General features: G+C 64.8%; 20 protein-coding genes, 2 tRNA genes and 1 pseudogene. 14 read left to right on the top strand and 9 right to left on the bottom strand.

Translation table 11 applies throughout. The annotated features are described in order from the left end of the window. The first annotated feature begins 45 nt into the window (after window positions 1-45). The 3 genes from ABEG18_RS03480 (at window position 46) to ABEG18_RS03470 (ending at window position 4,804) form a co-directional block, all read left to right on the top strand. Window positions 46-2,223: an ATP-binding cassette domain-containing protein gene (locus ABEG18_RS03480; RefSeq protein WP_406856705.1), complete on the top strand. Its 2,178-nt coding sequence runs from the start codon at window positions 46-48 to the stop codon at window positions 2,221-2,223. Between the two features lie 98 nt (window positions 2,224-2,321). Then, window positions 2,322-3,317, top strand: coding sequence for an SDR family oxidoreductase (locus tag ABEG18_RS03475; protein WP_406856704.1), 996 nt, complete (start codon window positions 2,322-2,324; stop codon window positions 3,315-3,317). A gap of 182 nt (window positions 3,318-3,499) precedes the next feature. Further along, window positions 3,500-4,804 carry a C4-dicarboxylate ABC transporter substrate-binding protein gene (locus ABEG18_RS03470; protein WP_406856703.1) on the top strand — a complete coding sequence of 435 codons (1,305 nt, stop codon included), beginning with the start codon at window positions 3,500-3,502 and terminating at the stop codon, window positions 4,802-4,804. Window positions 4,805-4,844: 40 nt separating this feature from the next. Here the strand turns inward: ABEG18_RS03470 and ABEG18_RS03465 are convergent. Continuing rightward, window positions 4,845-4,919: transfer RNA gene (locus ABEG18_RS03465), tRNA-Gln, on the bottom strand. A gap of 234 nt (window positions 4,920-5,153) precedes the next feature. Here ABEG18_RS03465 and ABEG18_RS03460 point away from each other — a divergent pair. The 4 genes from ABEG18_RS03460 to ABEG18_RS03445 all read left to right on the top strand — a co-directional run bounded on the left by ABEG18_RS03460 (window position 5,154) and on the right by ABEG18_RS03445 (window position 6,578). Next, window positions 5,154-5,288 (top strand): hypothetical protein, encoded by a 135-nt coding sequence (locus ABEG18_RS03460; protein WP_406856702.1) that lies wholly within the window; start codon window positions 5,154-5,156, stop codon window positions 5,286-5,288. 101 nt (window positions 5,289-5,389) lie between these two features. Beyond that, window positions 5,390-5,466 (top strand) — tRNA-Pro (locus tag ABEG18_RS03455). A 387-nt stretch (window positions 5,467-5,853) separates the two neighbouring features. Next, a complete protein-coding gene (locus ABEG18_RS03450; RefSeq protein WP_406856701.1) occupies window positions 5,854-6,126 on the top strand; it encodes a hypothetical protein in 273 nt (90 codons plus the stop codon). A 50-nt stretch (window positions 6,127-6,176) separates the two neighbouring features. After that, the gene (locus tag ABEG18_RS03445; RefSeq protein ID WP_406856700.1) at window positions 6,177-6,578 is read left to right on the top strand and encodes a DUF4214 domain-containing protein; all 402 of its coding nucleotides are present in this window, start codon (window positions 6,177-6,179) and stop codon (window positions 6,576-6,578) included. A gap of 194 nt (window positions 6,579-6,772) precedes the next feature. Here the strand turns inward: ABEG18_RS03445 and ABEG18_RS03440 are convergent. The 3 genes and pseudogenes from ABEG18_RS03440 to ABEG18_RS03430 form a co-directional block, all read right to left on the bottom strand. Further along, window positions 6,773-7,080 (bottom strand): annotated as a pseudogene (locus tag ABEG18_RS03440) (integrase core domain-containing protein); the annotation flags it as partial. A gap of 213 nt (window positions 7,081-7,293) precedes the next feature. Further along, window positions 7,294-8,481: a DUF3095 family protein gene (locus ABEG18_RS03435; protein WP_406856699.1), complete on the bottom strand. Its 1,188-nt coding sequence runs from the start codon at window positions 8,479-8,481 to the stop codon at window positions 7,294-7,296. Window positions 8,482-8,576: 95 nt separating this feature from the next. Beyond that, the gene (locus ABEG18_RS03430; protein WP_406856698.1) at window positions 8,577-9,722 is read right to left on the bottom strand and encodes an alpha/beta hydrolase; all 1,146 of its coding nucleotides are present in this window, start codon (window positions 9,720-9,722) and stop codon (window positions 8,577-8,579) included. Window positions 9,723-10,070: 348 nt separating this feature from the next. On the opposite strand from ABEG18_RS03430, the gene ABEG18_RS03425 reads away from it, so the two are divergent. Next, window positions 10,071-10,796, top strand: coding sequence for a hypothetical protein (locus ABEG18_RS03425; protein WP_406856697.1), 726 nt, complete (start codon window positions 10,071-10,073; stop codon window positions 10,794-10,796). A 1,030-nt stretch (window positions 10,797-11,826) separates the two neighbouring features. Here the strand turns inward: ABEG18_RS03425 and ABEG18_RS03420 are convergent. Then, window positions 11,827-12,612 (bottom strand): alpha/beta fold hydrolase, encoded by a 786-nt coding sequence (locus tag ABEG18_RS03420; RefSeq protein WP_406856696.1) that lies wholly within the window; start codon window positions 12,610-12,612, stop codon window positions 11,827-11,829. Window positions 12,613-12,973: 361 nt separating this feature from the next. Between ABEG18_RS03420 and ABEG18_RS03415 the strand changes: the two genes are divergently transcribed. The 6 genes from ABEG18_RS03415 to ABEG18_RS03390 all read left to right on the top strand — a co-directional run bounded on the left by ABEG18_RS03415 (window position 12,974) and on the right by ABEG18_RS03390 (window position 19,531). After that, the gene (locus tag ABEG18_RS03415; protein WP_406856695.1) at window positions 12,974-13,600 is read left to right on the top strand and encodes a tyrosine-type recombinase/integrase; all 627 of its coding nucleotides are present in this window, start codon (window positions 12,974-12,976) and stop codon (window positions 13,598-13,600) included. Between the two features lie 533 nt (window positions 13,601-14,133). After that, on the top strand, window positions 14,134-14,967 hold the full coding sequence (locus ABEG18_RS03410; protein ID WP_406856694.1) for a calcium-binding protein: 834 nt from the start codon (window positions 14,134-14,136) through the stop codon (window positions 14,965-14,967). 64 nt (window positions 14,968-15,031) lie between these two features. Then, the gene (locus ABEG18_RS03405; RefSeq protein ID WP_406856693.1) at window positions 15,032-16,774 is read left to right on the top strand and encodes a type I secretion system permease/ATPase; all 1,743 of its coding nucleotides are present in this window, start codon (window positions 15,032-15,034) and stop codon (window positions 16,772-16,774) included. 86 nt (window positions 16,775-16,860) lie between these two features. Further along, window positions 16,861-18,090 (top strand): HlyD family type I secretion periplasmic adaptor subunit, encoded by a 1,230-nt coding sequence (locus ABEG18_RS03400; protein ID WP_406856692.1) that lies wholly within the window; start codon window positions 16,861-16,863, stop codon window positions 18,088-18,090. Window positions 18,091-18,188: 98 nt separating this feature from the next. Continuing rightward, complete coding sequence (locus ABEG18_RS03395) at window positions 18,189-18,776, top strand: sigma-70 family RNA polymerase sigma factor (protein ID WP_406856691.1); 588 nt, start codon at window positions 18,189-18,191, stop codon at window positions 18,774-18,776. Further along, window positions 18,773-19,531 carry a hypothetical protein gene (locus ABEG18_RS03390; RefSeq protein WP_406856690.1) on the top strand — a complete coding sequence of 253 codons (759 nt, stop codon included), beginning with the start codon at window positions 18,773-18,775 and terminating at the stop codon, window positions 19,529-19,531. The genes ABEG18_RS03395 and ABEG18_RS03390 overlap by 4 nt, the downstream gene beginning before the upstream one ends. Here the strand turns inward: ABEG18_RS03390 and ABEG18_RS03385 are convergent, their stop codons facing one another. From ABEG18_RS03385 to fdh3B, 4 genes are all read right to left on the bottom strand, one after another. Beyond that, window positions 19,532-19,861, bottom strand: coding sequence for a hypothetical protein (locus ABEG18_RS03385; protein WP_406856689.1), 330 nt, complete (start codon window positions 19,859-19,861; stop codon window positions 19,532-19,534). It lies immediately after the preceding gene. Window positions 19,862-20,789: 928 nt separating this feature from the next. Next, window positions 20,790-20,981 carry a hypothetical protein gene (locus ABEG18_RS03380; protein WP_406856688.1) on the bottom strand — a complete coding sequence of 64 codons (192 nt, stop codon included), beginning with the start codon at window positions 20,979-20,981 and terminating at the stop codon, window positions 20,790-20,792. Window positions 20,982-21,546: 565 nt separating this feature from the next. Beyond that, complete coding sequence (locus tag ABEG18_RS03375; protein WP_406856687.1) at window positions 21,547-22,560, bottom strand: formate dehydrogenase subunit gamma; 1,014 nt, start codon at window positions 22,558-22,560, stop codon at window positions 21,547-21,549. A gap of 25 nt (window positions 22,561-22,585) precedes the next feature. Continuing rightward, the gene (gene fdh3B / locus ABEG18_RS03370; protein ID WP_406856686.1) at window positions 22,586-23,182 is read right to left on the bottom strand and encodes a formate dehydrogenase FDH3 subunit beta; all 597 of its coding nucleotides are present in this window, start codon (window positions 23,180-23,182) and stop codon (window positions 22,586-22,588) included. Window positions 23,183-23,191 lie beyond the last annotated feature (9 nt).

The raw sequence follows: 23,191 nt of genomic DNA, 5'->3' as shown, positions 1-23,191 counted from the left end.
GATGGCCCGAGTGGCGGCAGCCCGCGGCCAGGAACACGCGCCCGCATGACCCTGCTTTCATCCCTGTTCTCCCCGGCGCGCCGGCGCCCCACCCCCGTTCCCCCCGCCGACGCGGTTCAGCCTGCGCCGGGGAGCGCCGAGGGCCATCTCCTGGCCGATATCGACGCCGTCGCGCAGGCCTGGTACGGGCGAAGCTGGTTCGGCGAGGCGGAGCCCCTGCCCACGGGCGTGGCGACGCCCGAGGAGCTCACGGCCGCCGCGGAGGACCGGGGTCTGAAGATCTGGTACGCGCAGCGCAGCCTCTCGTCGCTGCACGACGCCGACTTCCCCTGCGTGATCCTGGACCAAGAAGGGCGCAGCACGGTCCTAACCGGTCGTCCCGCCCCGGACCGCTTCTCGCTGCTGACGAGTGGCGGCCCCGGCGAGGCCGCCCTCGCCGACCTCGCCGCCAGCCATGGCGGAACCGTGTTCTTCGTCGCGCCGCGGGAGCCCGCGCCGCAGGACGCCCGGCGGGACCCCGCGCCTCCCGCCGGCCTGCTGCGCACGGTCGCGGGCGAGATGGCGACGCGTCACCGGGGGCGGCTGGCCGTGCTGTGCGTCGCGGCGGCGCTGGCCAACGTCTTCCTGCTGAGCGTCCCGATCTTCTCCATGGCCGTCTATGACCGGGTGATCCCGCATCTGGCCATGGAGACCCTCTGGGCTCTGGCCCTCGGCGTGGGCCTCGCCCTGGCGCTGGATCTCGCGATCCGGGTGGTCCGGATGCGGCTCTCGGACGCCGTGGGGCTGAGCGTCGCCACGTCCGTGCAGGCCAGGCTTTTCAGCCGCATCGTGCGCGCGCAATTGGGGGCGGTCGGCGCCGCGGGCGGCGGCGTGCAGACCAGCATGCGCGAGGTCGAGGCGCTGGCCCAGTTGTTGCCCGGCCTGGTCGCGTCCGTGGCGATCGACGTTCCGTTCTTCATCGCCTCGTCGCTCCTGCTCTACGGCATCGCCGGACCCGTCGCATGGATCCCGCTGTCGGGCATCGCGCTGATCGCGCTGATCCAGCTCGCCGGGGAAGTCCGGGGCCAGCAAGCCGTCGAGGCGGCGCGCCTCAACGCCGCGCAAGCGAACCTGCTGCTGGAGAGCGTCGCAGGGGTCGAGACCGTCAAGGTGGCGAACGCCACGCGCCCGATGATCCGTCGCTGGGAGCGGCTCGTCGACGGCGCGGCCTTGGTCGGTCACGCCCATCGCATGCACGGCGCGTTCGCGCTCCAGGCCGCCGGCGCCATCTCGCAGGCCGCCGTGGTGATCGGCATGGTGCTCAGCGTCTACCAGATCGGAGACGGCGCGATGACCATCGGCGCGCTGTCGGCCACCTCGATGCTGATCGGCCGCGTGATGGCGCCCATGACCCAGCTCGGGGCCCAGTTGCACCGGCTGCTGCAGATCCTGCGCTCGGCTCGCACCATCGAGGCGATCCTGGCCGCCCCCACGGAGGACGCCGGCGACGGAACGGCGGCGCGCCGGCCCATCCAGGGGCGGCTTGCGTTCAAGGGCGTCGGGTTCACCTATCCGGGCGAGACGTCGCCCGCGCTCACCGGCGTGGACCTTTCGATCGCGCCCGGCGAGCGCGTGGGCCTGATCGGGCGCGCGGGAAGCGGCAAGAGCACCCTGCTGAAGCTCGTCCTGCGGCTTCATACCGACACCGAAGGCGCGCTGCTGCTCGACGGGCATGACATCCGCCAGACGGCGCCGGAGCGCGTGCGGCGCCATTTCGGCTTCATGCGGCAGGACTCGGCGCCCTTCGACGACACCTTGCGCAACGCGATCTGCTTTGGCCTCGACGGCGTCTCCGAGGACGCGTTCGCGCGCGCCGTTGCGCTGGCCGGCGTGCAGGAGTTCGCGGCCCGCCATCCGGCCGGGTACGGGATACGGGTCGGCCCGCGCGGGGAGCGGCTGTCGGGCGGCGAGCGCCAGTCGGTGATGCTGGCCCGCACGCTGCTGGGCGACCCGAGAGCCCTGGTGCTCGACGAGCCCACCGCCGCCATGGACAACGCCATGGAGGCGCGCATCGTGCGCGAGCTGGGAGCGACGCTGGGAGACCGGACGCTGATCATCGCCACCCACCGCGCGCCGCTGCTCGGCCTCGTGGATCGCCTGGTCTGGATCGAGCACGGCCGCATCGTGGCCGACGGGCCGAAGGCCGAGATCCTCCGGAAGGTCTCCGGCCAGAACGCCGCCTGAGAGGCTCGCCGCGGCGCTTTCGCGAAGGCGCGCAAGGGCGCCCTGGTGAACAATTCCTGTCCCGCCCCGTTGTGCTCGCCGACACCACGGAGCGCCGCATGACAGACGATCCCACCTTCAGCCGCCGTCAGCTCGTCGGGGCCGGCGCCGGCCTCGCCGCCACGGCAACCTCGTCCGGGGCCGGCATGGCGCAGGGCGCTGCCGCGGCCCAGGCGCTGCCCCAGGATCCCAGGACGAAGTATCCCCAGCCGCCCTTCAAGGAGCAGTCGCAGCCCTGGCCGGGACTGGCCGGCCGGATGGAGCCCCGGCCCGACCATGGCGAGAAGAGCTACCGCGGCTCGGGCCGGCTCGCCGGCCGCAAGGCGCTCATCACCGGCGGCGATTCGGGCATGGGCCGCGCCGCCGCGATCGCCTACGCCCGGGAGGGCGCCGACGTGGCGATCAACTACTTTCCCAGCGAGGAGGAGGACGCCCGCGAGGTGATCGCCCTGATCAAGGCCGAGGGCCGGACCGCCCTGGCGATCCCGGGCGACCTGCGCGAGGAGGCGTTCTGCGTCCGCATGGTCGAGGACGCCGTCCGCGGGCTCGGCGGGCACGACATCGTGGTCTGCAACGCGGCGCGCCAGCAGGCGCGAGCCTCGATCCTGGACGTGTCGACGGAGGACTTCGACGCCACGATGAAGACCAACGTCTACGCGCCGTTCTGGATCATCAAGGCCGCTCTTCCTCACCTGCAGCCGGGAGCCTGCATCATCGGCACCACGTCCGAGCAAGCCTACGACCCCTCCGCCGACCTCTACGACTACGCCCAGACGAAGGCGGCCACAATGAACTACGTGAAGAGCCTGGCCAAGCAGCTCGCCCCCAAGGGCGTCAGGGTGAACGGCGTCGCGCCCGGGCCGATCTGGACGCCGCTCCAGGTCTCGGGCGGGGCCACGATGGAGAAGCTGAAGTCCTTCGGCGGCCAGACCCCGATGAAGCGACCGGGCCAGCCCGTCGAGCTGGCTTCGATCTATGTCCAGCTCGCTGCGCTCGACGCCAGCTACGCCACCGGCCAGGTCTACGGGGCGGCGGGAGGAGGCGGCCAGCCCTGAGGCCAAAAGACATGGCCGAGGGCGGCCGCGTTCATTATCGAAGCGAGCGGCGGACCGCATAGCGCCGCACGGCCCGCCGTTTCTGCATAGCGCAAGGACCTGCTCCGTGCCGTGACTTCCCCCTCGCTCCGCGGCCGCACGCGCCGGGAGCACGGACCCTGGCCGGATCGGCGAGTCGCCCCATGAGGCGTTCCTATGGCTATGCGGCGATCGCAGTTGCGCTGGCGGCGGCGTGCGCCCTTGGGGCGTTGATCTATCTGCGGTCCCCGCACGCCACGCTTCGGATCACCACGGGGCCGCTCGGCGGGACCGCGGACGGCTTCCTGGCCGGGATCGGGACGGTCCTGCGCAAGCACCACCCTTTCATGTCCGTGCAGCCCGTCCAGGTCGGCGGCCTGGCGGAGAGCAGCGCGCGGCTGGAGGCCCACGAGGTGGACCTGGCGATTGTGCGCTCGGACGCGTCTCCGCCCCGCAACGGCCAGACGATCGTGATCCTCAGGCGCGACGCGGTGGCGTTCCTGGCGCCGCCGAACGCCAGGCTGGAGACGCTGTCGGGCCTGTCCGGCCGCACCGTGGCGCTGATCGCGAGCCGCACGCAGGCCGAAGACGAGGCGCTGCTGGACCGGCTGCTCGGCTTCTACAATGTCGACCCCAAGGCGGTCCGGCGGCTCGTCGTCCCGATCGGCGACCTCGGCAAGACTCTGCGCGACAAGCAGGTCGCGGCCGTCCTCGCCATCGGCCCGGTCGGCCCCGGCGCCCTGGTCGACGCGGTCGCCGCGATGGCGCGCAGCGTCGGGCCGCCTCGGCTTCTCGCCTTCGACGACGCGGACGCGATCGCGGCCCGCCTTCCGGGGCTCGAGAGCCTCGACGTTCCCAAGGGGGCGCTCAGGCCGCGCCCGGAACTGCCGGACGACAGCGCGACCGTGATGGCGGTGACCTACCGGCTGGCGGCGCCCTTCTCCATGCTCAACTTCGAGGCGGGCGCGATCGCGCGCAGCATCCTCACCGCCAAGGGCGACCTTGCGGCCGCCTTTCCGCAGGCGGCCCAGATCGAGGCGCCCGACCCGGACGCGAACACGTCCGTCCTGCCCGTTCACCCCGGCGTGGCCCAGTACCTGGCCTCCGGGGAGCAGAGCCTGTTGGACGATCTCCAAGGGTACGCCTATGCGGCCGCCATGGCGTTCAGCGTGATCGGCTCCTCATGGGCCATGGTGGCCAGCCGCATGAGGCGCAAGCAGGACGCGGCGGACCGCACCCAGATCGTCCGCCTCATCGACATCGCCGACCGGGCCCGGCGCGCCACCGCGCCCGACCTGCTCCGGCTCCAGGACGCGCTGCACGAGGCGCTCGCCGAAATCATCGAAGCCGGCCGCAGCGACACGACCGTACTGCTCGCCGCCTCGCACGCCCAATCCATGATCGCCTGGCGCCAAGGCCTCGGCGACCCCGACCACGCCAAGGCGTCGACCCTGACCGCGCTGGGCTAGGATGACGGCCCCCCCGATCAAGATGGGTCAGGAGCAGGATTGGCTGGGGCGGGAGGATTCGAACCTCCGCATGGTGGAATCAAAATCCACTGCCTTACCACTTGGCGACGCCCCAATGACTCGGCCGCGGGCCGGTCGGGGCGGACCATAGTGGGGCTCGGTTTCGCGCGCAACACACGTCGCGCGGGCGCTCCGGTGCGGCGCGTAAAGGTGGCGTTCACCATCTCGGTCAACCATGGGTGACATGTGCGCGGGCGCACGCCGCCGCCGCAGGTTCGCCGCGAAAGTGGCGCCGTTCACTCTGCCTATCGGAGGCGTGCTCGCCGACAAGCGCAACAGGAGAATGCTGATGATCGACGCCATCTTCGAAACGCTCCTCGAACTCATCGACGAAGCGGTGTTCGGGACGCTCGGCCGCATGGTCGCCTGGGTTCGCGCGCTCGGCCGCAGCGAAACCGCTCCCGACGCCGCCTGGAGCGACTGAGCCCAAGGGTGCGGCGCCCCCGCCAGGGCGGCCCCGCCGCTTTTTCGGTTGCGCCAACCCCCTCGCCTGCCTATACAGGCCGCGTCGGAAGCCGATGACATCGGAGCGTAGCGCAGCCTGGTAGCGCACCTCGTTCGGGACGAGGGGGTCGTAGGTTCAAATCCTATCGCTCCGACCATTGACTTCTCAACAGCTTAGAGCCGCTCCTTCGAGCGGCTCTTTCTGTTCGGGCCAATGCTGGGGCCAATGAAGCGCCGGATCAGCCCGCCGCCTAGGCGACACACACCCTGGCTCCTACAGCAACTCTGGCATGAGCCGGGGCGGTAAATCGTCGCCGCTAGCTAGCCCTGATTTTTGTGATCGGCTGGCCCCCGTACGATTTTGCACCCCCCTTAAGGTCGCTTGCGGTCCGGCGAGCAAGTCGAAACGTCTGCACCCCTCCGTGTGGCTTCAACCTGGGGTCGCGGCTTCGACGATGTGGGATCCTGAAGCCATCGCAGTCGTTATCACCCAAGCGGTCTGCCCCGTGCAGGCGCATGCGGTATGAAACCGAAAGGGCGAGATAGTGAAAAATGCATTCCGATCCGCGTTGATCGTCGGCTGCGCATTATCGGCGACAAGCGCCAAGGCGGTCAGCCTGGACCAGAGCATGCCGGCGATCGCCACGGTCCAATGGTATGGCGAGCCAGACTGGGGCCGCCCACGCTGGGACGAAAACCGCCGCCGCGAAGAATGGCGGCGCCATCATTGGCGTGAGGAGCAATTGCGCCGTGAGGAGGCGAGGCGACGGTGGGAGTGGCAACGTCGCCATCAGATCGAAGAGGATGACGATGATTAAACTCGACGCGTGAGTTATTCGAAAATATCAGACACAGAGTCGGAGCAATCATGTCCCACGATCAAAATCAAGCCATCGACGTCGCCCTGTTGTATGAAGCGGGTCTAGGGCGGCCCTACGATACGCCCGGTCTCAATTACTGGATCCACGAGGCCGATTTCGTGCCATTGCCCGAGATTTCGTATTCCCTTCTCGTGAGCAATGAATTTACTGCCAAATTTGGGCCTGCTTACCAGATCGATACAGGTTCTTTTGTCAATGATCTTTACGCAAACGTTCTTGGCAGACCTCCCGAGGCAAGCGGCTTCAATTACTGGACATTCGTTTTGGACAGCGGCCAAGCCTCGCGCGAGGACGTCCTTATCTCATTCTCGCAAAGCCATGAGAACGTCGCTCAGTCGCCTTATGTGTTTTCCCTGCACCAGGTCGCTCCTGGTTATTGGGACGTCTGACCTTGCACCCGAGAGGGGGTTTCTGTCCCATGGCTCCGGCTTGAGCGAGTTGATGCCGTAGATGGAAAGCACCGTTCCATCCAAGCCGCATTACGCCGAGTTGGTGCGTCTCGGCAGATGATCCGAACGCGTTGCTCTTCCGGTGATCCGCTCCCATTCTTTGGACCGCCGGACGCTGGAGTTTCCGGCCTGACTCACGGCGGCTGGCTGGTTGCGCCGCCGGGGTCTTGCAACGAGATCGAAGACTTATGTCCGATGGCCCCATGCGGGCGCTCCTCTTTGTAGTATCTGAGCCAATGCTCATCGTTTCCCGGGCGTCCGCAAGGCTCAGGAACCAGTGGGCGTTCAGGCATTCCGCCCGGAAGCGACCATTGAAGGCCTCGATGAAGGCGTTGTCGGTGGGCTTCCCGGGACGGGAGAAGTCGAGCGTGACGCCCTTCATGTAGGCCCAAAGATCGAGGTCGCGGCTGACGAACTCGCTGCCCTGGTCGACCCTCATGGTCGTGACCTGCCACTGAACTATCACGCAGCGGCGATTCCAGCCTGAACCGGTTTTACTCCGTGTGGCGCGACGGGAGCAACGGGCGATCGGCGGAGCTGGTCGGGGTTGCGCAGCTTATCGTGCAGCATCTCCTTGCCCAGCGACAAGTCCGCCACGATCCGCTTCAGCTTTGCAGGGCGCGCAAATTTTTCAGCCCAAAAATATCGGAGCGGATCACGGCAGTACGACTTTGCGCATCGTTCGCGAGGCGCTCGTATAACCGCCGTCACCGCCGTCTATAAAATGTAAATGTAAGCTATCCGCCGCCGAGCTCACTAGGCACGTCATCAGCGCCGTGGGCGATCTGTGGAAGCCAAATCGCAAATCACCAGCTTCGGCCAGCCGTTTTAATTCTATTTCCAACGCCTTTTCCGCAACTGGGTCGCAATCCAAAACAAGGCTGAGCTGCTGATCTATTTTACAAAAATCTGTGTTGCGGGCGATCTCCGCAATGTAGCGTTGTGGATTGAAGCGCCGGACGTGAAGACCTAACTTGAAAACCAGGTAAGCGACTAAAGCGCGTGCAAATAGGCGGGTGGCGACGACGAAGACAGGAGCGTCAGCGTGAGTTGAGCGTGCCTCAAGCCACACCCCAACAAAGGGCCATTGTGCCTTCAGGTTGGTAGGCTTCGCCGGCCTTGCGTCTATCCTCGACGTGAGCCGCTGGATCGCCTCGTACGCCAAGGGCGCGTCCGCGCCATCCAAGATCAACGTAAGCATCATGCCATTTTGGGACTTCAACTCCTGCCAACGACACGACAGGCCAGTGAGATCAAGCGTACCCGGATCGTCCATCACGTCCGGAACAAAGGCTGCCTTTGACAGCGGCGATTCCGGGTCGTGCTTCATCGCCCGCTCGAGTGAGGAAATGGCTCCCCCTAGAAACACCCCAAATGCATTGGATGCCGATGGTTCGTACTTGCCCACCAGGACCTGCTCCCCGAGCGCCCGAAGGTCGCCTATTGGCGCCAGTCCAACCCGGAGCGTCAGGCCGAATTCAACGTGAGCCATTTTGCGCAGCCGGGCCAAAGTTCGCCGGGTCTCGTCAGCGAAGCCGGGCGGCACCATGGCGACGCAACCGTCACCTCCGAACAAGACGGGGATTGCTATCCCGACACATACATTTCGAATTGCCGCAATGCCGGCAGCCGCGATGAAGTTGATTGTTCGATGCTGCCCCCGGGCGACCGCCTCTGTCGAGTCTTGTAGGTCGGTGACCACAACTGACCAATCATCGGGAGCGGGCCGATACAGGCTTACGTTAAAAGTCTCCGCTCTGGACTTCATGCAGGGCAGAGCCGCAAAAAAGTCTTCTGAGCAAGCCGACACCACTACCCTTTCGGAATTCCAAAAGCTTGGCAACAGAAGCTCGGTTTACAATGACTCAGATAATCAGCTTTCCGCGCTGGAAGGACTGCTCGTTTGTCGAGCAGGCCAACCAAGGCGAATGTCACTTACTACTTCGCCGGAGCGTTCACTTTAACAGCGCCGGTGGCGCCCTGCGAAAGGGCGAGCTTCAGTTCCGCCGCTGCAAATTCCTGGGCTTTCTCGGCATCCTTCACCACCGCGTCCATACCAAAAAACTCGTGTGTGACCCCAGCGAAGTTCTCATACTTCACCTTCGATCCCGCCTGCTTCAGTTTGTCCGCCAGTGCCTTGCCCTCCGACATCAGGGGGTCGATCTCGGCGGTGATCAGGGTGGCGTCAGGCAGGCCCTTCAGATCGGCCTTGCCGACTAGGTCAAGACGCGCGTCGTTCCGATCAGCGTCCTTCGACACCGTGTTCTGGAAGAACCATTCCATAGCCGGCTTGCTCAGCGGCACGGCGTGGGCGTTTTTCTGATAGGACGGCGTATCGGTGTTGGTGCCCGACACCGGGTAGACAAGGACCATATGGAGGGGCGCCTCGACCTTCTGGTCACGAGCCATGATCGCCACGTTGGTGGCCAGATTGCCGCCGGCGGACTCGCCCATGAGGGCCAGGCGCTGAGGGTCGCCGCCAAACTGACCCGCGTTTTTCGCGACCCATTGGTAGGCCGCGAAGGCGTCCTCGTGGGCGGCCGGAAATTTGTTCTCCGGCGCGTGACGGTATTCGACGCTGGCCACGATCGCCCCGGTCTTGTGGGCCATAGCCATGGCGGACGCCTCGTAGGTGTCGAGGTCGGCAATGACCCATCCGCCGCCATGGTAATAGACAACCACCGGCTTGGGCTGACCGCCCGAACCCTCGGGCGTGTAGATGCGGATCGTCTGCTGGCCGCCCCCGGTCGGATAGGTGACGTCCTTCTTGGAGACCTTGAGTTTGGCCGTCAAGGCGGCCGCGTCTTTCCCCTCATCCTTTAGGACGGCTTTGACCGCGTCGGCGGGCGTCGGACCTTTTCGGGTTTCCTCGACCGATTGCGTGCCGATGGGCTTCGCGCCGAGTGCGTGCAGCTTCTCCAGGACGCGACGCATATCCTTGTCGGCCCGCTGCACCGTTCCGCTGTCGTCCGACATGGAGGGCGAGGCTGGTGATGCCGTCTGCGCCAAGGCCGAAGCGCCAAATGATGCCGTCAACGCTCCAAGGGAGATCGTCGCCCAGAGCGCGGGCTTGAGAATGGTCATGAACATAGGTCCTCGGGAAATGAGGCGGTCCCAAGGGGCCGCGCGATCCTGGGCAACCTTACCGAGAGCGACACGTTCCGGAAGACCGTTCACGATCGCTTTACTCAGGCGGCGCTGCCGACGTCCTGTTCGCTTCGTGGTCTCCGAACCGAGCGAAGCCCCAGCGAAGGCAGCGAGTTCATTTCGTGCGCTGAGCTTCACGGGGTCGTGAACTCAGGCTGAAACCCTCGGCCAGCCAGATCCGTAAGTTCTCTTTCTAGCAAACCAAGGAGCGCTTCAATGGCCAGAGAAAACGGAACTTTCCTGAGGGGATCGACTGCGGTTGAGGCTCCGGGACTAGGCGGGGACATGCTGCTTGGCCAAGGGCATCAGCGATCGGACGTGGACCTGATGCAAGAGCGCAAGCTCATGTTCCATGCAACCGGGGACAAGGATTTCCTGGCGGCTGATCACTTCTACTTCGCCGAGTTTACGACCTTGAATCACTCTGGGGTGACGGGAGGAGCGGTGCTCGCGCTTGACGACCAGACCCACACACTCACCGTCGCGATTTCGGCGATGGGTCTGGAGCCAAACCAGCCCCATATTCAGCACATTCACGGCTTTGTAGACGGCACAGCTTCGCACACCCCCACAACGGCGAGCGATGCCGACGGAGACGGCTATGTCGAACTTGGGGAGGGCCTCCCGCAGTACGGTCAAATCCTGCTCAATCTCACCGTGGATCATGCCAATGCCACTGGCCAAGATAACGGCCATAGCCATGACGGCGCCCTGACGGGGTTTCCAACTGCTCCAAATGGCGTGATCTCATATGTCGAAAGCTTCACGCTTCCCGCAGGCAAGCTCTCTCAGGATACGATGCTAGACCTGCGTGAGATCGTGCTGCATGGCCTCACCGTTCCTGCGGGGCCAGGGGCAGGAACGCCTGGCGAGGTGGACGGAACCGCCGGATACAAGCTCGTTCTTCCGGTGGCGAGCGGGGAGATAAGCGAGGTCTCGTCTGCGCACGATCTTCATTCGCTCGTTGGCCAGATTGCTCTCGCTCATGGTCTGGACGGCTGGATGATCTAACAACCGGCATTATGGGCAGTGCTCCGCAAACTAACGTTGCGGGGCACTGTCTTAGGCTCGACATTGGGTGCGAGAATTTGGGACAGCCCTGAGATGCCGGTCGCTGCTCAACGTCAGTCACGAGACTGTTCATCCCCCTCGTCATCCTGCTTTTCGCCTCGTGAGCTTACGATGTCGAAGAAGTAGCGCATGGCGGCTCCGCTCGGTAAAGCCAAATCCGGCGCCTGGAAATTATAGTCGAGCGGAGAACGATATTAGACGTCGCTCCTCAAGCCAGTCGCGCGAGCGCCAGACGCTCTGCGGAATTGGCTGAGTGGCCGCCCCGGTCAAGGGGAACAGACCGTGACAGCGCTGGCCGATGCCCTCTCGCCACAATCACTCCGGAGCTTTCACTCGCGCAAGCCTTTATGCCGGAAGGGCTCTCGCCGTTCAGTTTTCTTTAACCATGCTGGCCCAAGCCTCAGGCCACAGGAGTTTTGGTCCCTCTCCTGAATCGGGAAAAGTAGGTCGGCCCCGTTTCGCGGCGGGGCCGAACCATTTGCGCGCGGGCCAGGCGAACTGCCGGGATTGGACCGGCTTGGCTGTCAGATGCTGGCCACGGCTAGAACGTTGGCTGCGACTCGACGGCTTAGATCAATGCCCCCACAATTCGGGCCTACAAGTCCGACGCCGTGAACGGCTTGCGCAGCCAGTCGAGGTCGTGTCTGAGCTTCGTCGCAGCCATTCTTGGTTTCGCAGCATTTCTTGGTAATATTGCCTCTCTCGCTGGATTGAGTTGAGTTCTCATCATACTGCAACTTGACATTCCGGAACTTCGGTGTGGTCATGACTGATGGCTGTTTGGGCTGGAGCCGGGGGGCGACCGACCAATGAGCCTCAACGTTTGAGGTTGAAACGCTCACAAGAGATTGAAGGGAGTTGGATGTCGCCTTTACCGTCAAGCTGACACCAAAGGTCTTGCGCTCCGAGTGACCCCGCAGCCGTTGCAAGGCTCACTCGTGCGGGAACTAGGTCGAGTTCTTGGACGCAATTAGTTGGTGCCCGTTGTCTCGAGGATGAGATGGACCGTCTCGTCCGGGCGGTCCCACATCGGGAAGTGACCGCACTTGGAGAACCACTGCAGCTTGGCGGACGGGAATGCCTCTTGAGCGCGAGCGGCCTGTCGCGGCAGACACAGACGGTCCTGGCGCCCCCAGCCGATGACGAGAGGACGGGATGGATCCGCCGCCGGTCCCTCTTGCTCGGGCCCTGTCGCGAGATCACGCACGAGGGCATCGAAGGTGTTCGTGCTGGCAAAGCTTTGCAGTTCGGTTGCAACAACCTCCCCGTCCAGGCGCCAAGGTCGGGCTGAGAGCTGCGCCAACAGCGCGCTGCGCATCACCGCGGACCGTGAGAGCCGCGGCAGCGCCGGACGCAGTGCTCGGAGAAGACGGATCGACGCCGCGAGCGTCGTCCGGAAGTAGGTGCGCTCCCAGCTTCTCCAGAACCCGCCAGGGTCCAAGGCGACAGTGGCGCCGACCCTGCCGCGGCGTGCCATCTCCAAGACGATCCGCGCCCCGAGCGAACTGCCGACGATGTCGATGCCTTCCAGCCCCCGGTCCAGGATGAAACGCTCCACGCTGTCTGCAAGGCCGACGAAGGTGCCGCTGTCCGCCGCCGCTGGTGTTGCACCATGTCCCGGTAGATCGATAGCGGTCACCTCTCGCGCCGTCGACAATGCCGGAAGGATCGTGCTCCAGGACCGCCATGTCCCACCCAAGCCATGGACCAGGAGAAGGCGGGGGCCTTGGCCACGGCGAACGAAGTTCAAAGTCACTGGTATGTCCTTCTTGCTTGGCGCAACCGCGGAGCAGTCATCAGACTGGGCGCGCCCAACTGAGCCAACGAATGAATCAGTCTTTGGGTCCGACCGGTCCTGACGGTGCGATGCCTCGGCATCGTGCCAGGATCTGGCAGGTGCGCTCGGCCCTTATCACTTGGAAGGGTCGAGAAGGGCGTGTCTCAAGAGTTTGCCCCAGACGCTCCCTGTCGACCGGACAGCTTGAGATCAAGGTCCGCTGTGCGCCCCAGGGCGAGAGTCTGGAGATGGCGCAAGGCGGACCCGAATAGCTGTCGCCTGGGGGTGTGACCTTGCGCCACCCTAAGGCCAGATGCGGCGTTCCAAGTAGGAGTTCGCCATGTCTGTCCAACAAGATGCTCGCGCCAGCCACAAGCCCTGGAATGCGGGTCGTATCGTCGGCGCCAAGCCACCCTTGAAGCCTCAACACATCTGGGCACTGCGGACCCGACTTCAGATGGAAAAGCGCGTTCGCGACCTCGCAATGTTCAACGTGGCCATCGACAGCAAGCTCCGGGGTTGCGATCTCGTTCGCCTTGGCCTGGGCGACGTCGCCGTGGGTGGGACGGTGAGGACACGCTCGACCGTCATCCAGCAGAAGGCCGGGCGGCCCGTGCCCTTCGAGTTGACAGCGACGACGAGATCCGCCGTTGCGGCGTGGCTCGGCGTTCGTCTCACGGGAGCAAGTGATTGGCTCTGGCCCAGCCGAAGCCGGGCGGGAGACCACATTACGACGCGCCAGTACGGACGTCTGGTCGATCACTGGATGACACTGATCGGGCTCGACCCTGCAGCCTATGGAACTCACAGCCTGAGGCGGACAAAGGTGTCCCTGATCTACAAGCGGACAGGCAATCTACGTGCATGCCAGCTCTTGCTGGGTCACACCAAGCTGGAGAGCACAGTGATGTATCTCGGCATTGAAGTCGACGACGCGCTCCAAATGTCGGAGCAGGAAGAGATCTGAGGCGTCAACCTGCGGGTGCCCATGGCGCTCGCAGGCGTGTCTGACCCACTGGAGAGCTTCGGAACGTCTGCTTTCAGCTTACCCCCGCACAAGGCCAAGCCGCAGAGTTCCAATTTCAGGGCCTGCGCCACACGACGGCATTTTTATGTGGTCGTCTCCGCAGAACACCGCGTCATCGACAAACCAAGCTCTGCCGGCGAAGAAGCCAATGCAATTTGCCTCTCTGTGGCGAAGCGCAGTGTCGGATGCAGCGTCCAAGGCTCGGCCGGTTCCTGGCCGAATAAAACGAGCACGTCCCTGAGATCGGGTCGCAAGCCGCGCCGCCCTCGCTGGAGCTATCGCCCGATGAACACCTCGGCCTGTTCAGGCACCGTCTCCATCGCGCTAGGCTTCGGGTTGGCTCACCTTAGGCGATGATGACTTCACGCGGATGTGATCGCGCCTGTGCATCCCGGCGCATGTGTCAGCGTATCTGGCCGTGCGATCGGGGGCGCTGTCTGCGCCCTCTTTCGAAACAGCATGCGGAGGAAGCGATGCCGTATCACAGAACATCCCCCTTATTTTCGTCCGGCCCGTTCGACGCCTTCGGCCCTGGATCGAACAATGCAGAAATCAGCGACAACGGAAGGACGGTCATCGATTTGTTCGGAAATGATCGATTCGTCATTTCCGGAAATGACAATCTTCTTATCGACTACTTCGGCAATGACCGGATCGAGATTCGCGGCAATGGCAATACGGTGGACGCCGGCTTCGGCGACGATGTCGTCAGGACTTTCGGCAACAACACCGTCGTGAACGGCGGCGGCGGCGACGACCGCCTTTTCGGAGGCGACGGGAATGTCTCGCTGTGGGGCGGCCGCGGCAATGACGTGATCCGCACCGGAGCCGGAAACGATTATGCGCTGGGCGGCGCCGGGGACGACGTGACCGACACCGGAAGCGGTCTCGGGATCCATTTCGGAGGTGCTGGGAACGATACATTCGTCATCGGCGCGGACATCGTCGGCAACGGTCAGAAAGACACCGTGATTGCGCTCGATTTCGGCAACGGGTCGGACCGACTCCAGGTAGCGCCCGAGATCCTGGGCGACATCGCAAGCATCACGGAGGGCAAGGTCGACCTCGTTCCCGTCCTCGCGGCCTATGACGCAGATGGTCTCGGCGTCGCCGACGTCGGAGCGCGTCTCGCTCACACCTTCTTAGGGGCCGAGACCTTTGCCGAAGTCGCCGAATTCCTGTCCCAGTTCACTCCGAACGAGAGCGGCCAGATTCTGGTCGACGCCACGATCGTCACCACCAACGGGGGCGATACAATCATCGCTCTCGGCGTGACGCAGGATCAGCTCCTCGCAGCGGTTGCGTAAGTCGGAGGGGGAGGGGACGCACGTTCCCTCCCCTTCGCCCCAGATCCAGCTGCGGAGACACGGCATGCCGCTTTCAAATGACCCCCGGGAGCCCGGCGCGCTGTCCGTGGCCCTCTCACAGTGCCAGCCGATCTTCACCTCGCTGCTCGGCTTCAGCGTCGTCCTGAACGTGGTCGCGCTGGCCGGGCCGGTGTTCTCCTGGCAAGTCTACGATCGAGTCCTCAATGCGCGAAGCGGCGCGACCCTGGCGCTCATGTTGGCCCTGGTCGTCTTTCTTCTGGTCACACAGGCCATCATAGAAGGCGTCCGGTCGCGAATCCTGGTGCGCGCAGGCCTGCGCTTCGACGAACTCGCGGCTCCGGTCGTCTTTGACAAGATGATCGCTGCGGGAGCCTCCTCCCCTCACTCTCCGACTCGGGCGGCCGCTATGCGCGACCTCGCCCAGGTGCGGGAGACATTGGCCGGCGCACCTGTCCTGGCGTTTCTCGACGCACCCTGGATCCCGATCTACATCGTCCTGTGCTTCCTCTTTCATCCCCTGATCGGCTGGACCGTGACCGGCTTTGGCCTGGTCTTGCTGCTCCTGGCTCTGGGCAACGATCGTCTCACACGCCGGCCGCTGGCCGAAGCGCAGCTGCGCTCGACGGTGGCCCTGGAACGCGCGGCGGCGTCCTATCGGCGGTCCGACGTTCTGCGGGCGCTCGGCATGCAACGGGCGGTTCGAAACCGTTGGCAGTCAGCGCATGACGCTGCGCTTGGCTGGCAGGCGCTCGCCAGCGACCGAATGGGCGTCGTGGTCGCCTGCACCCGGCTCGTTCGGCTTCTTGTTCCCGTTGGCGCCACGGCTGTGGGCGCTTGGCTGGCCATCGAGGGGCTCGTCACGCCGGGCCTGATGGTCGCAGCGTCCATTCTGGCTGGGCGCGCGCTGTTGCCCATCGATCAGATCGTCTCGTCATGGCGCTCGTTCGTCGATGCGCGACATGCCTGGAAACGGCTGCATGACCTTGAACAAGTGACGCGCGGCGAGCGGCCTCAGACCCGCCTTCCCGCCCCGCGCGGTGACCTCCTCGTGAACGGCCTGAGCGTGGCGGCCCCCGGGTCCCTGCAGCCAGTCCTCCGCGGCATCTCGTTCCAGCTTTCGGCGGGGGACGTGCTGGGCGTCGTCGGGCCGAGCGGGAGCGGCAAGACGATGTTGGCGCGCGCGCTTGTCGGGATCGCGGAGCCCGCGGCCGGAGAGCTGAGGTTGGACGGGGCGAGCCTGGACCAATGGGCGAGCGATGCTCTCGGACAATATGTCGGCTATCTCCCTCAGGATGTCCTGCTGCTAGAGGGCACCATCGCGCAGAACATCGCCCGCTTTTCCGATTCAAGGTCTGAGGAGGTTGTCGATGCCGCCCGGCTGGCCGGCGCTCACGACATGATCGTCGGCCTTCCACGCGGCTATGACACGCTGATCGGAGACGGGGGCGACGGTTTGTCGGGCGGCCAGAGGCAGCGCGTCGCTCTCGCGCGCGCGTTATTCGGGACTCCGCCTCTGGTGGTCCTCGATGAGCCGAATGCCGCGCTGGATGGTCCGGGAGAGGCCGCGCTGCTGCGTGCTGTCGCCTCCGTTCGTAAAAGCGGCCGAACCGTCGTCATCATGACGCACCGGCTCGGCGTGCTGTCTGCGGTCGACAAACTTCTCGTCCTCGACGGTGGGCAGGTCCGGGCGTTCGGACAGCGCGATCGCGTGATCGCCGCACTCCAGCCGGCCAGTGGCGTGCGGAACGCGCCTCCCACACCGGCTCTTGCAGGAGAGCACCCATGAGTTTGCCGCTCGCAGACAGCCCCATTCGGCCCCCGGCCAGATCGTCGGACGTAAGGGGACCCTTTCTATTCGGTTTGGCTGCCTGCATGATCGGCTTCGGTGGATTTATCGCCTTCTCGGCGGCCGTACCCGTTGCGTCGGCGGTCGTTGCTCCCGGTGTCGTGGCGGCCGAGACGGACCGGAAGAAAGTCCAGCATCTCGAGGGTGGCATCATCGAGGGCGTCTTCGTGCAGGAGGGACAGGCCGTTCAGCAGGGCGACGTGCTGTTCAGGCTCGCGCCCGTGCAGGCGGAAACCGGAGCCAACCTCTTGGAAAATCAGGCTGCCTCGAACAAGGCTCTCCTGGCGCGGCTCCTTGCCGAGCGCGACGGGCTTGAGGCGCCGGACTTCTCGGCTCTCGACGCTGGGTCGAAGGTGATGTCTCAGGCCATCGCCGACCAAGGACGACAGTTTCAGGAGCGACGCGCCTCGCTGGCAGCCCAGACCGCGACATTGGGGTTGCGCCAAAAGCAGGCGACTGAAGAAATCGATGGCCGGACCCGGGAGCGTGCCGCGAATGCGCAACAGCTTGCCCTGATCGAGACCGAACTGTTGGACGCGCAGAAGCTGTTTGATTTGAAACTCATCGTGAAGTCCCGCGTCCTCGCCCTTCAGCGCGAGCAGGCGCGACTCATCGGGGAGATCGGCAGGGCCGACGCCGACATCGCCCGGGCCGGCAGTACCGTCCAGGAGATCCAGTCGCAGATCTCGGAGCTCCTGCAGCGCTACGCCGAGAAGGTGTCGGAAGATCTCCGGACGGTGCGTGATCAGCTCAACGACATCGACGTCAAGCGGCGCAATGCTGCTGACGTCCTGAGACGCGTCGACATCAAGGCGCCCAGGACGGGGGTCATACAGGCGCTAGGCGTGACGACGATCGGCGAGGTCATCCAGCCCGGTGCTATGCTTCTTGAAATCGCGCCGACCGACGAAGGAATTCTCGTCAATGCGCGGATCAAACCTCAGGACGTGGACGGCATCCGGGTCGGTTTGGAGGCGCAATTGCGTATGACGGCACTTCCTCACCGGACCACACCCACCCTGTCGGGATCGATCGTATCGTTTTCCCGCGACCGGATCGTCGAACGTCACGGCGAGGAGCCCTACTTCCTGGCGCGCGTGAGGCTGTCCGAAGCGAACGTTCCCGCAGAGGTCCATGGCCGAGTTTCGCCCGGAATGCCGGTGGACGTCATCGTCCCGACTCGCGAACGGACCCTGCTGAGCTATCTCGTCGAGCCTTTGTCCGACGCTTTCGCCAGAGCCTTTCGGGAACGATGACGCGCCTTGGACCTGCCCCGCGACGATCCCGTGCAGGTGCTGCGCGGCGACGGGCTGGACCTCTTCGCCGGCGGCTTCCGGGTGATCGAGTGCCGAGAATGAGGAACGCCCGACCACCAGGGATCGCCGTCGCGGCGCAGGAAGACCGCGAACTGCTCGTGCGCCATCTGGTCGGTGTCGGGCAGGGCGAGAGCCGATCGCTGTCCGCCGTCTACGAGATGAGCTCGGCCAAGCTGAACGCTCTCTTGGTCCGGATGCTCGGTGACGACGCCTTGGCGGAAGATGTGCTGCAGGATGTCTATGTGACGGTCTGGCAGCGCGCCAAAACCTTCGACCCCGCGCGCGGCGTCAGTCCGATCACGTGGCTCGTCACGATTGCGCGCAACAAGGCGATCGATCGGCTGCGATCGCGCCAACGCTCACCAGCACCGGTTCCCGTCGACATGGTTGATCTGCCCGCCCGAGACCCATCCGCGCTTGAGTCCATGGAACACCAGCAGGATCGCGACCGGCTCGCGAAATGCATCGATAAACTCGAAAGTCATCAGAGACAGGCCATACGATCCGCTTTCTTCGACGGCTTCACTTATGACGAACTGGCTCGAAGGGCAGGTGTCCCGACTGGAACCATGAAGAGCTGGATACGACGGGCGTTGATCCAGTTGAAAGGCTGCCTGACATCATGACGGAAGGCTTCCCAGACACGTCCGGCGACTTGGATCGGCTCGCCGCGGAGTTCGCACTGTCGCTGCTCGAAGAGGGTGAGCGGAAACGGGCCGAAGATCGCTATGAGCATGACGCCGCGTTCAGGGCGTTGGTCGATTCGTGGCGCGAGCAGTTTGCCGGCTTCGTCGACGAACTTGCGCCGCGGCCGCCGCAGCCCGCCACCTGGGGCGCCATCGAGAGCCAGCTTGGCCGGCCGCCGGTTCAAGGGCCAAGGCGTCCCCGGATCCGTTGGTGGGACGATGTACGCGTGTGGCGGCCGGCGGCCATGGCGGGTCTGGCGTCGGCTGCGGCGATGCTCTTAGTGGCCGTCGTCGCCCTGAGGAACGACCTTGCTGGAGAACCCGCCTCGCCGTCGGTCACGGCAAGCGCTGGCTCGCTTGGCGCCGCCCTCCTGCCGAAGGAGGGGCCGGCGCTGTTCATCGTCACGTATCAGCTGGGATCCAACTGGATCGTCATTGTCCCCACCAGGCGACCGGTTCCGGACACCGGTCGTTACGTCCTGTCGCTCATGAACGGCGATGACGACCCGATCGTGCTTGGCGTTATCGAACGAGAGCGGACCTCGCAGCTAATGCTATCTCCTTCGAGAGCACAATTGCTCAGCGCAGGCGTCATCCTGGTGTTGACGCGGGACTCGGCCGAAGACTCATCCGGGGCGCAGGCGTCGTCCGGGACGGTCTTGGCGAAAGGTGTGCTGGAGATGGCCAAGCTGTGACTAGCTGACCCCCTGCTCCACCAGGCATCCATGCAGCATGCTGTAGGATCGCTGCGCCTTCGGCAGCAAACGGACGGACGTGACGCAGAAGTGGCGCTTCTGAAACGGATAGGCGGACCATTCCGTCGCCAGCTTTGCGCGCATGCTCTCCTCCCCTTTCAGGCAGCCGTCCCGTGACACGTTGGACAAGTCAGAGGTGGAACAGTACGCCACGGTATCGTACCGCGGCAGGCCAAGCTTGTCCTCGGCAGACGCGCAATTGATACCCAAAAGCGCAAACAGACCAGAGGCCCGCAAGAATGGGCCGGCAGCTTTGCTGGTGGCCAGCATATCCGTCCTCACGAGTTGCCAGGCTCTGCTACGCCTGGGTGGCGCGATTGTATCACGCCACCGATGCTCCGTTCACCTTCAGCCTGGCGCGTCATGCAAGTCAGTGCAGACGTTCAGGATGCGCCCCCCCCCCCGGGCTCATAAGTCGTGAGGCGTTAGACTAGGCGCAAAATTAGCGGATCGACATCGTCGTCAACAATGCCGGCAGTGGTGTTGGCCCCTCCGAAGAACGTCAGTTCACAGAGACGAGACGGGTCGCCATGGCTATGTTGTCGGTTGAGTCCCTGGTACCGGATGTCTCGATTTGCCGGCGGACACGCGGCCCAGCCCCCGCCGCGCCGATCTCGTATCCGCCTCCGCCAAGGTCTGTAAGAAGCAGAAGCTCCAGTGTCCGCTCATGGCGCGAGGCAGACCTGCCCCACCGGCGTCCTGACCCAAGTCGGACTCTGAGCCGTGTTAAAGCAAGCGACTGCATTGGGTGGATTGCCGACATCATAATCCGCCCGAATGCGCAAAATTTTGAATTGATGCCCACCGTCGGCGATCGCCCATGATCACCGCGGCTAGCCACACAACTTGAAAATGAGCCGGAAGAACAGTCCACCTTAGCCCCACACGGTTCGGAACTAGATCCATAGCAAAGATTAGGATGGTGCCGGGCGATCGCCGCGACCAGTTCGATACACGCGGTGAGCACTCTGATCCAGAACAGGGACGCGAACTGCAATGCCGGCGCAAATGGCAGGGTGCAAAGGATCGAGAACGAGTTCATCCGACCCCGTCCCACCCGGCGGCCGATTAGGCGCAAACAAGCACGCCAGCTTCAGCCGAGACCAGAAACAGGAACAACATGAGCTGAACGGTCTGCACCGCCCCCCCGAAGCGCTCGATGAGGTAAAACGTGCAGAAAGATGAGCGCTGAGGTCGGCTATAACTTGGCTGAGTGTTCGCGCGCGCTGTTGCGCCAGGGTGGCCCGACGAGGTTTTCGCCGGGGTCTCCGACACGAGCTCCAGCGGTGCTGAAGGCCCGCCAGGCTGGCGTTTGCATGTTGGTCAGCACAAGCCCGGCGGCCACGCCGATCACCACCGCCAGGACCATGCCACCAATGATCATACGCATCCGGCTCTCCCTCCCCTCGGCTAGGGATTGCTAGGCGAACCTTGTCCGCTTGGCGGAGCGCCCGGTTGCTTCAACGCGGCCAGGGCTAACAACGGCGTGGGCATGGCGACACCCGCTCGGCGCATGCGTTGCGCCACGGTCCGGCACCCTGGAAGATCGTTCCTTTGCGCGAGCTCCTTAACGGAGTCGAGGGAGGCGAGTTCCTCCTTCGCTGGCCCTTGGCCCGAAGGGGCAGAGATGGGAGCGCTCATCCCGGAAGCCTGCGGCGCGTTCTGACCCGACCCCTCCTGCCCCGGCGTTTTCGCTTTCGGCGCCTCTACGGCGACGTTCGACTGCCCGGTTGCCTGGCTCGCCGAACCGCCCTGCGGCGGGGGCTTGGCAGCGGCGGGCTGCTTCTCCTGCTGCGACATCATGAACGCGACGAGCTCCCCACAGAGGTTCGCCGGACCGCCGGCGGTCGCGGCAGCGCCAGGCGGAGGCGATTGGGCCACCGCTATGGATCCAATCAGCACGGCTGGGGTCGCGACGGCGAAGAAGTATGATAGGCGCATGGACGACCTCCGGATCATTCAGCCGGCGCTGGCGAGCCTGACCGCAGAGCTCGGGCGGCCGGATCATCGCGCGCCAGCCGCGCCGCCCAGACGCTGTGGTGCGTCCTGGCCCAGTTCAGGTCCACCGAGCCGCTCTCCATGGCTTCGAAGGCCCCCTCCATTCCGAGCGTGCCGATGTAGATGTGGGCCAGGATCACCGCGATCAGCACCACGGCCGCGATCGCGTGCACGTACTGGGCAGCCTGCATCCCATTGATGTCCAGCACTGCGAAGGGAAACAGCATCAGCAGTCCGGAGGCCGAAAGCGCCAGGCCGAAGATCACGATGGACCAGAACATCAGCTTCTGGCCGGCGTTGAAGCGCTCCGCCGGAGGATGCGACCCGTCGAGGAAACCGCCGCCCGCCCGTAGCCACGCCACATCGAACCGGTCCGGGATGTTGTCGCGAACCCAGCTCACGATGAGCATCAGGAGCCCCGCCATGAACGCCCAGGCCACGAAGTTGTGGGCGTATTTCGACCAATGCGACCACCCCGCGAAGGCGTCGGCACCGACCAGGGGCATGAGAAGACGCTTGCCGAAAACATAGTTCAGGCCCGTCAGGGCGAGCACGATGAAGGACGTCGCCGTGAGCCAGTGGCCGAGCCTCTCCACGGCGGAGAACCGAAGCACCGTGCGCCCGCCGGGATCGCGCGGAGGCGCCGGGATGCGGCCCTTCACCAGGTAGAACGCCGCCAGGCCAGCAAGCACCGCCAGGATGACGATCCCGCCGATCCAGGGCAGCGCGCGCTCATGGAAGCCGCGATACTCGCGCCCCTGCGGCTGCTCCAGCAGGGATGCCTTCCCGTCCGGAAGCGTGATCCGCCCTTGGAGTTTTCCGAGCGCGTTCAGTAGGTCGCGCTCGTGCACCGACTGGGCGGTCGGGTTCGCCCCCGTCATAGGGTCTGCCGCGCGCGCGGCCGGCGCGCCCACGCCCGCGAGCATAGCGAGGATGGCAAGCACCGGAACCAGCCTTGGCGCGCGCAGCATGGGATCACCTCTCGCCTGCCTTCGTTCAGACCTCGATCGTCTCGTGGTAAGCCGTGCTCCAACCCCACGCGCCCGACCCATAACCACGCTTCTGGACGCGCTCCTTGTAGATGGACGCGATGATGTCGCCGTCGCCGGCCAGCAAGGACTTGGTGGAACACATCTCCGCGCAGAGCGGCAGCTTCCCCTCGGCGAGACGGTTAGCCCCGTACTTCACGTACTCGGCCTCGCTGCCGTCCTCCTCGGGCCCGCCCGAGCAGAAGGTGCATTTGTCCATCTTGCCGCGCGATCCGAAGTTGCCGACGCGGGGATACTGCGGGGCGCCGAACGGGCACGCGTAGAAGCAGTAGCCGCACCCGATGCACAGATCCTTCGAGTGAAGAACCACGTGATCCGGGGTGGTATAGAAGCAGTCCACCGGGCACACGGCCTGGCACGGCGCGTCCGTGCAGTGCATGCAGGCCATGGAGATGGACCGCTCGCCAGGCTTGCCGTCATTGATCGTCACGACGCGGCGGCGGTTGATGCCCCACGGCACCTCGTGCTCGTTCTTGCACGCGGTGGCGCAGGCGTTGCACTCGATACACCGGTCGGCGTCACACAGGAACTTCATGCGCGCCATGCGCCCCTC

Source organism: Alsobacter sp. KACC 23698, assembly GCF_045348435.1.
GTDB lineage: Bacteria > Pseudomonadota > Alphaproteobacteria > Rhizobiales > Beijerinckiaceae > Alsobacter.
The sequence above is the reverse complement of the archived record's forward strand: the minus strand, read 5'-3'. Positions and strand labels throughout refer to the sequence as shown.

Bases quoted from the DNA above. Each gene is read 5' to 3' on its own strand.
- ABEG18_RS03480 (WP_406856705.1), top strand. From the start codon at position 46: ATGACCCTGCTTTCATCCCTGTTCTCCCCGGCGCGCCGGCGCCCCACC.
- ABEG18_RS03475 (WP_406856704.1), top strand. From the start codon at position 2,322: ATGACAGACGATCCCACCTTCAGCCGCCGTCAGCTCGTCGGGGCCGGC.
- ABEG18_RS03470 (WP_406856703.1), top strand. From the start codon at position 3,500: ATGAGGCGTTCCTATGGCTATGCGGCGATCGCAGTTGCGCTGGCGGCG.
- ABEG18_RS03460 (WP_406856702.1), top strand. From the start codon at position 5,154: ATGATCGACGCCATCTTCGAAACGCTCCTCGAACTCATCGACGAAGCG.
- ABEG18_RS03445 (WP_406856700.1), top strand. From the start codon at position 6,177: ATGTCCCACGATCAAAATCAAGCCATCGACGTCGCCCTGTTGTATGAA.
- ABEG18_RS03430 (WP_406856698.1), bottom strand. From the start codon at position 9,722: ATGACCATTCTCAAGCCCGCGCTCTGGGCGACGATCTCCCTTGGAGCG.
- ABEG18_RS03425 (WP_406856697.1), top strand. From the start codon at position 10,071: ATGCTGCTTGGCCAAGGGCATCAGCGATCGGACGTGGACCTGATGCAA.
- ABEG18_RS03415 (WP_406856695.1), top strand. From the start codon at position 12,974: ATGTCTGTCCAACAAGATGCTCGCGCCAGCCACAAGCCCTGGAATGCG.
- ABEG18_RS03410 (WP_406856694.1), top strand. From the start codon at position 14,134: ATGCCGTATCACAGAACATCCCCCTTATTTTCGTCCGGCCCGTTCGAC.
- ABEG18_RS03405 (WP_406856693.1), top strand. From the start codon at position 15,032: ATGCCGCTTTCAAATGACCCCCGGGAGCCCGGCGCGCTGTCCGTGGCC.
- ABEG18_RS03400 (WP_406856692.1), top strand. From the start codon at position 16,861: ATGATCGGCTTCGGTGGATTTATCGCCTTCTCGGCGGCCGTACCCGTT.
- ABEG18_RS03395 (WP_406856691.1), top strand. From the start codon at position 18,189: ATGAGGAACGCCCGACCACCAGGGATCGCCGTCGCGGCGCAGGAAGAC.
- ABEG18_RS03390 (WP_406856690.1), top strand. From the start codon at position 18,773: ATGACGGAAGGCTTCCCAGACACGTCCGGCGACTTGGATCGGCTCGCC.
- ABEG18_RS03385 (WP_406856689.1), bottom strand. From the start codon at position 19,861: ATGCTGGCCACCAGCAAAGCTGCCGGCCCATTCTTGCGGGCCTCTGGT.
- ABEG18_RS03380 (WP_406856688.1), bottom strand. From the start codon at position 20,981: ATGCGTATGATCATTGGTGGCATGGTCCTGGCGGTGGTGATCGGCGTG.
- ABEG18_RS03375 (WP_406856687.1), bottom strand. From the start codon at position 22,560: ATGCTGCGCGCGCCAAGGCTGGTTCCGGTGCTTGCCATCCTCGCTATG.
- fdh3B (WP_406856686.1), bottom strand. From the start codon at position 23,182: ATGGCGCGCATGAAGTTCCTGTGTGACGCCGACCGGTGTATCGAGTGC.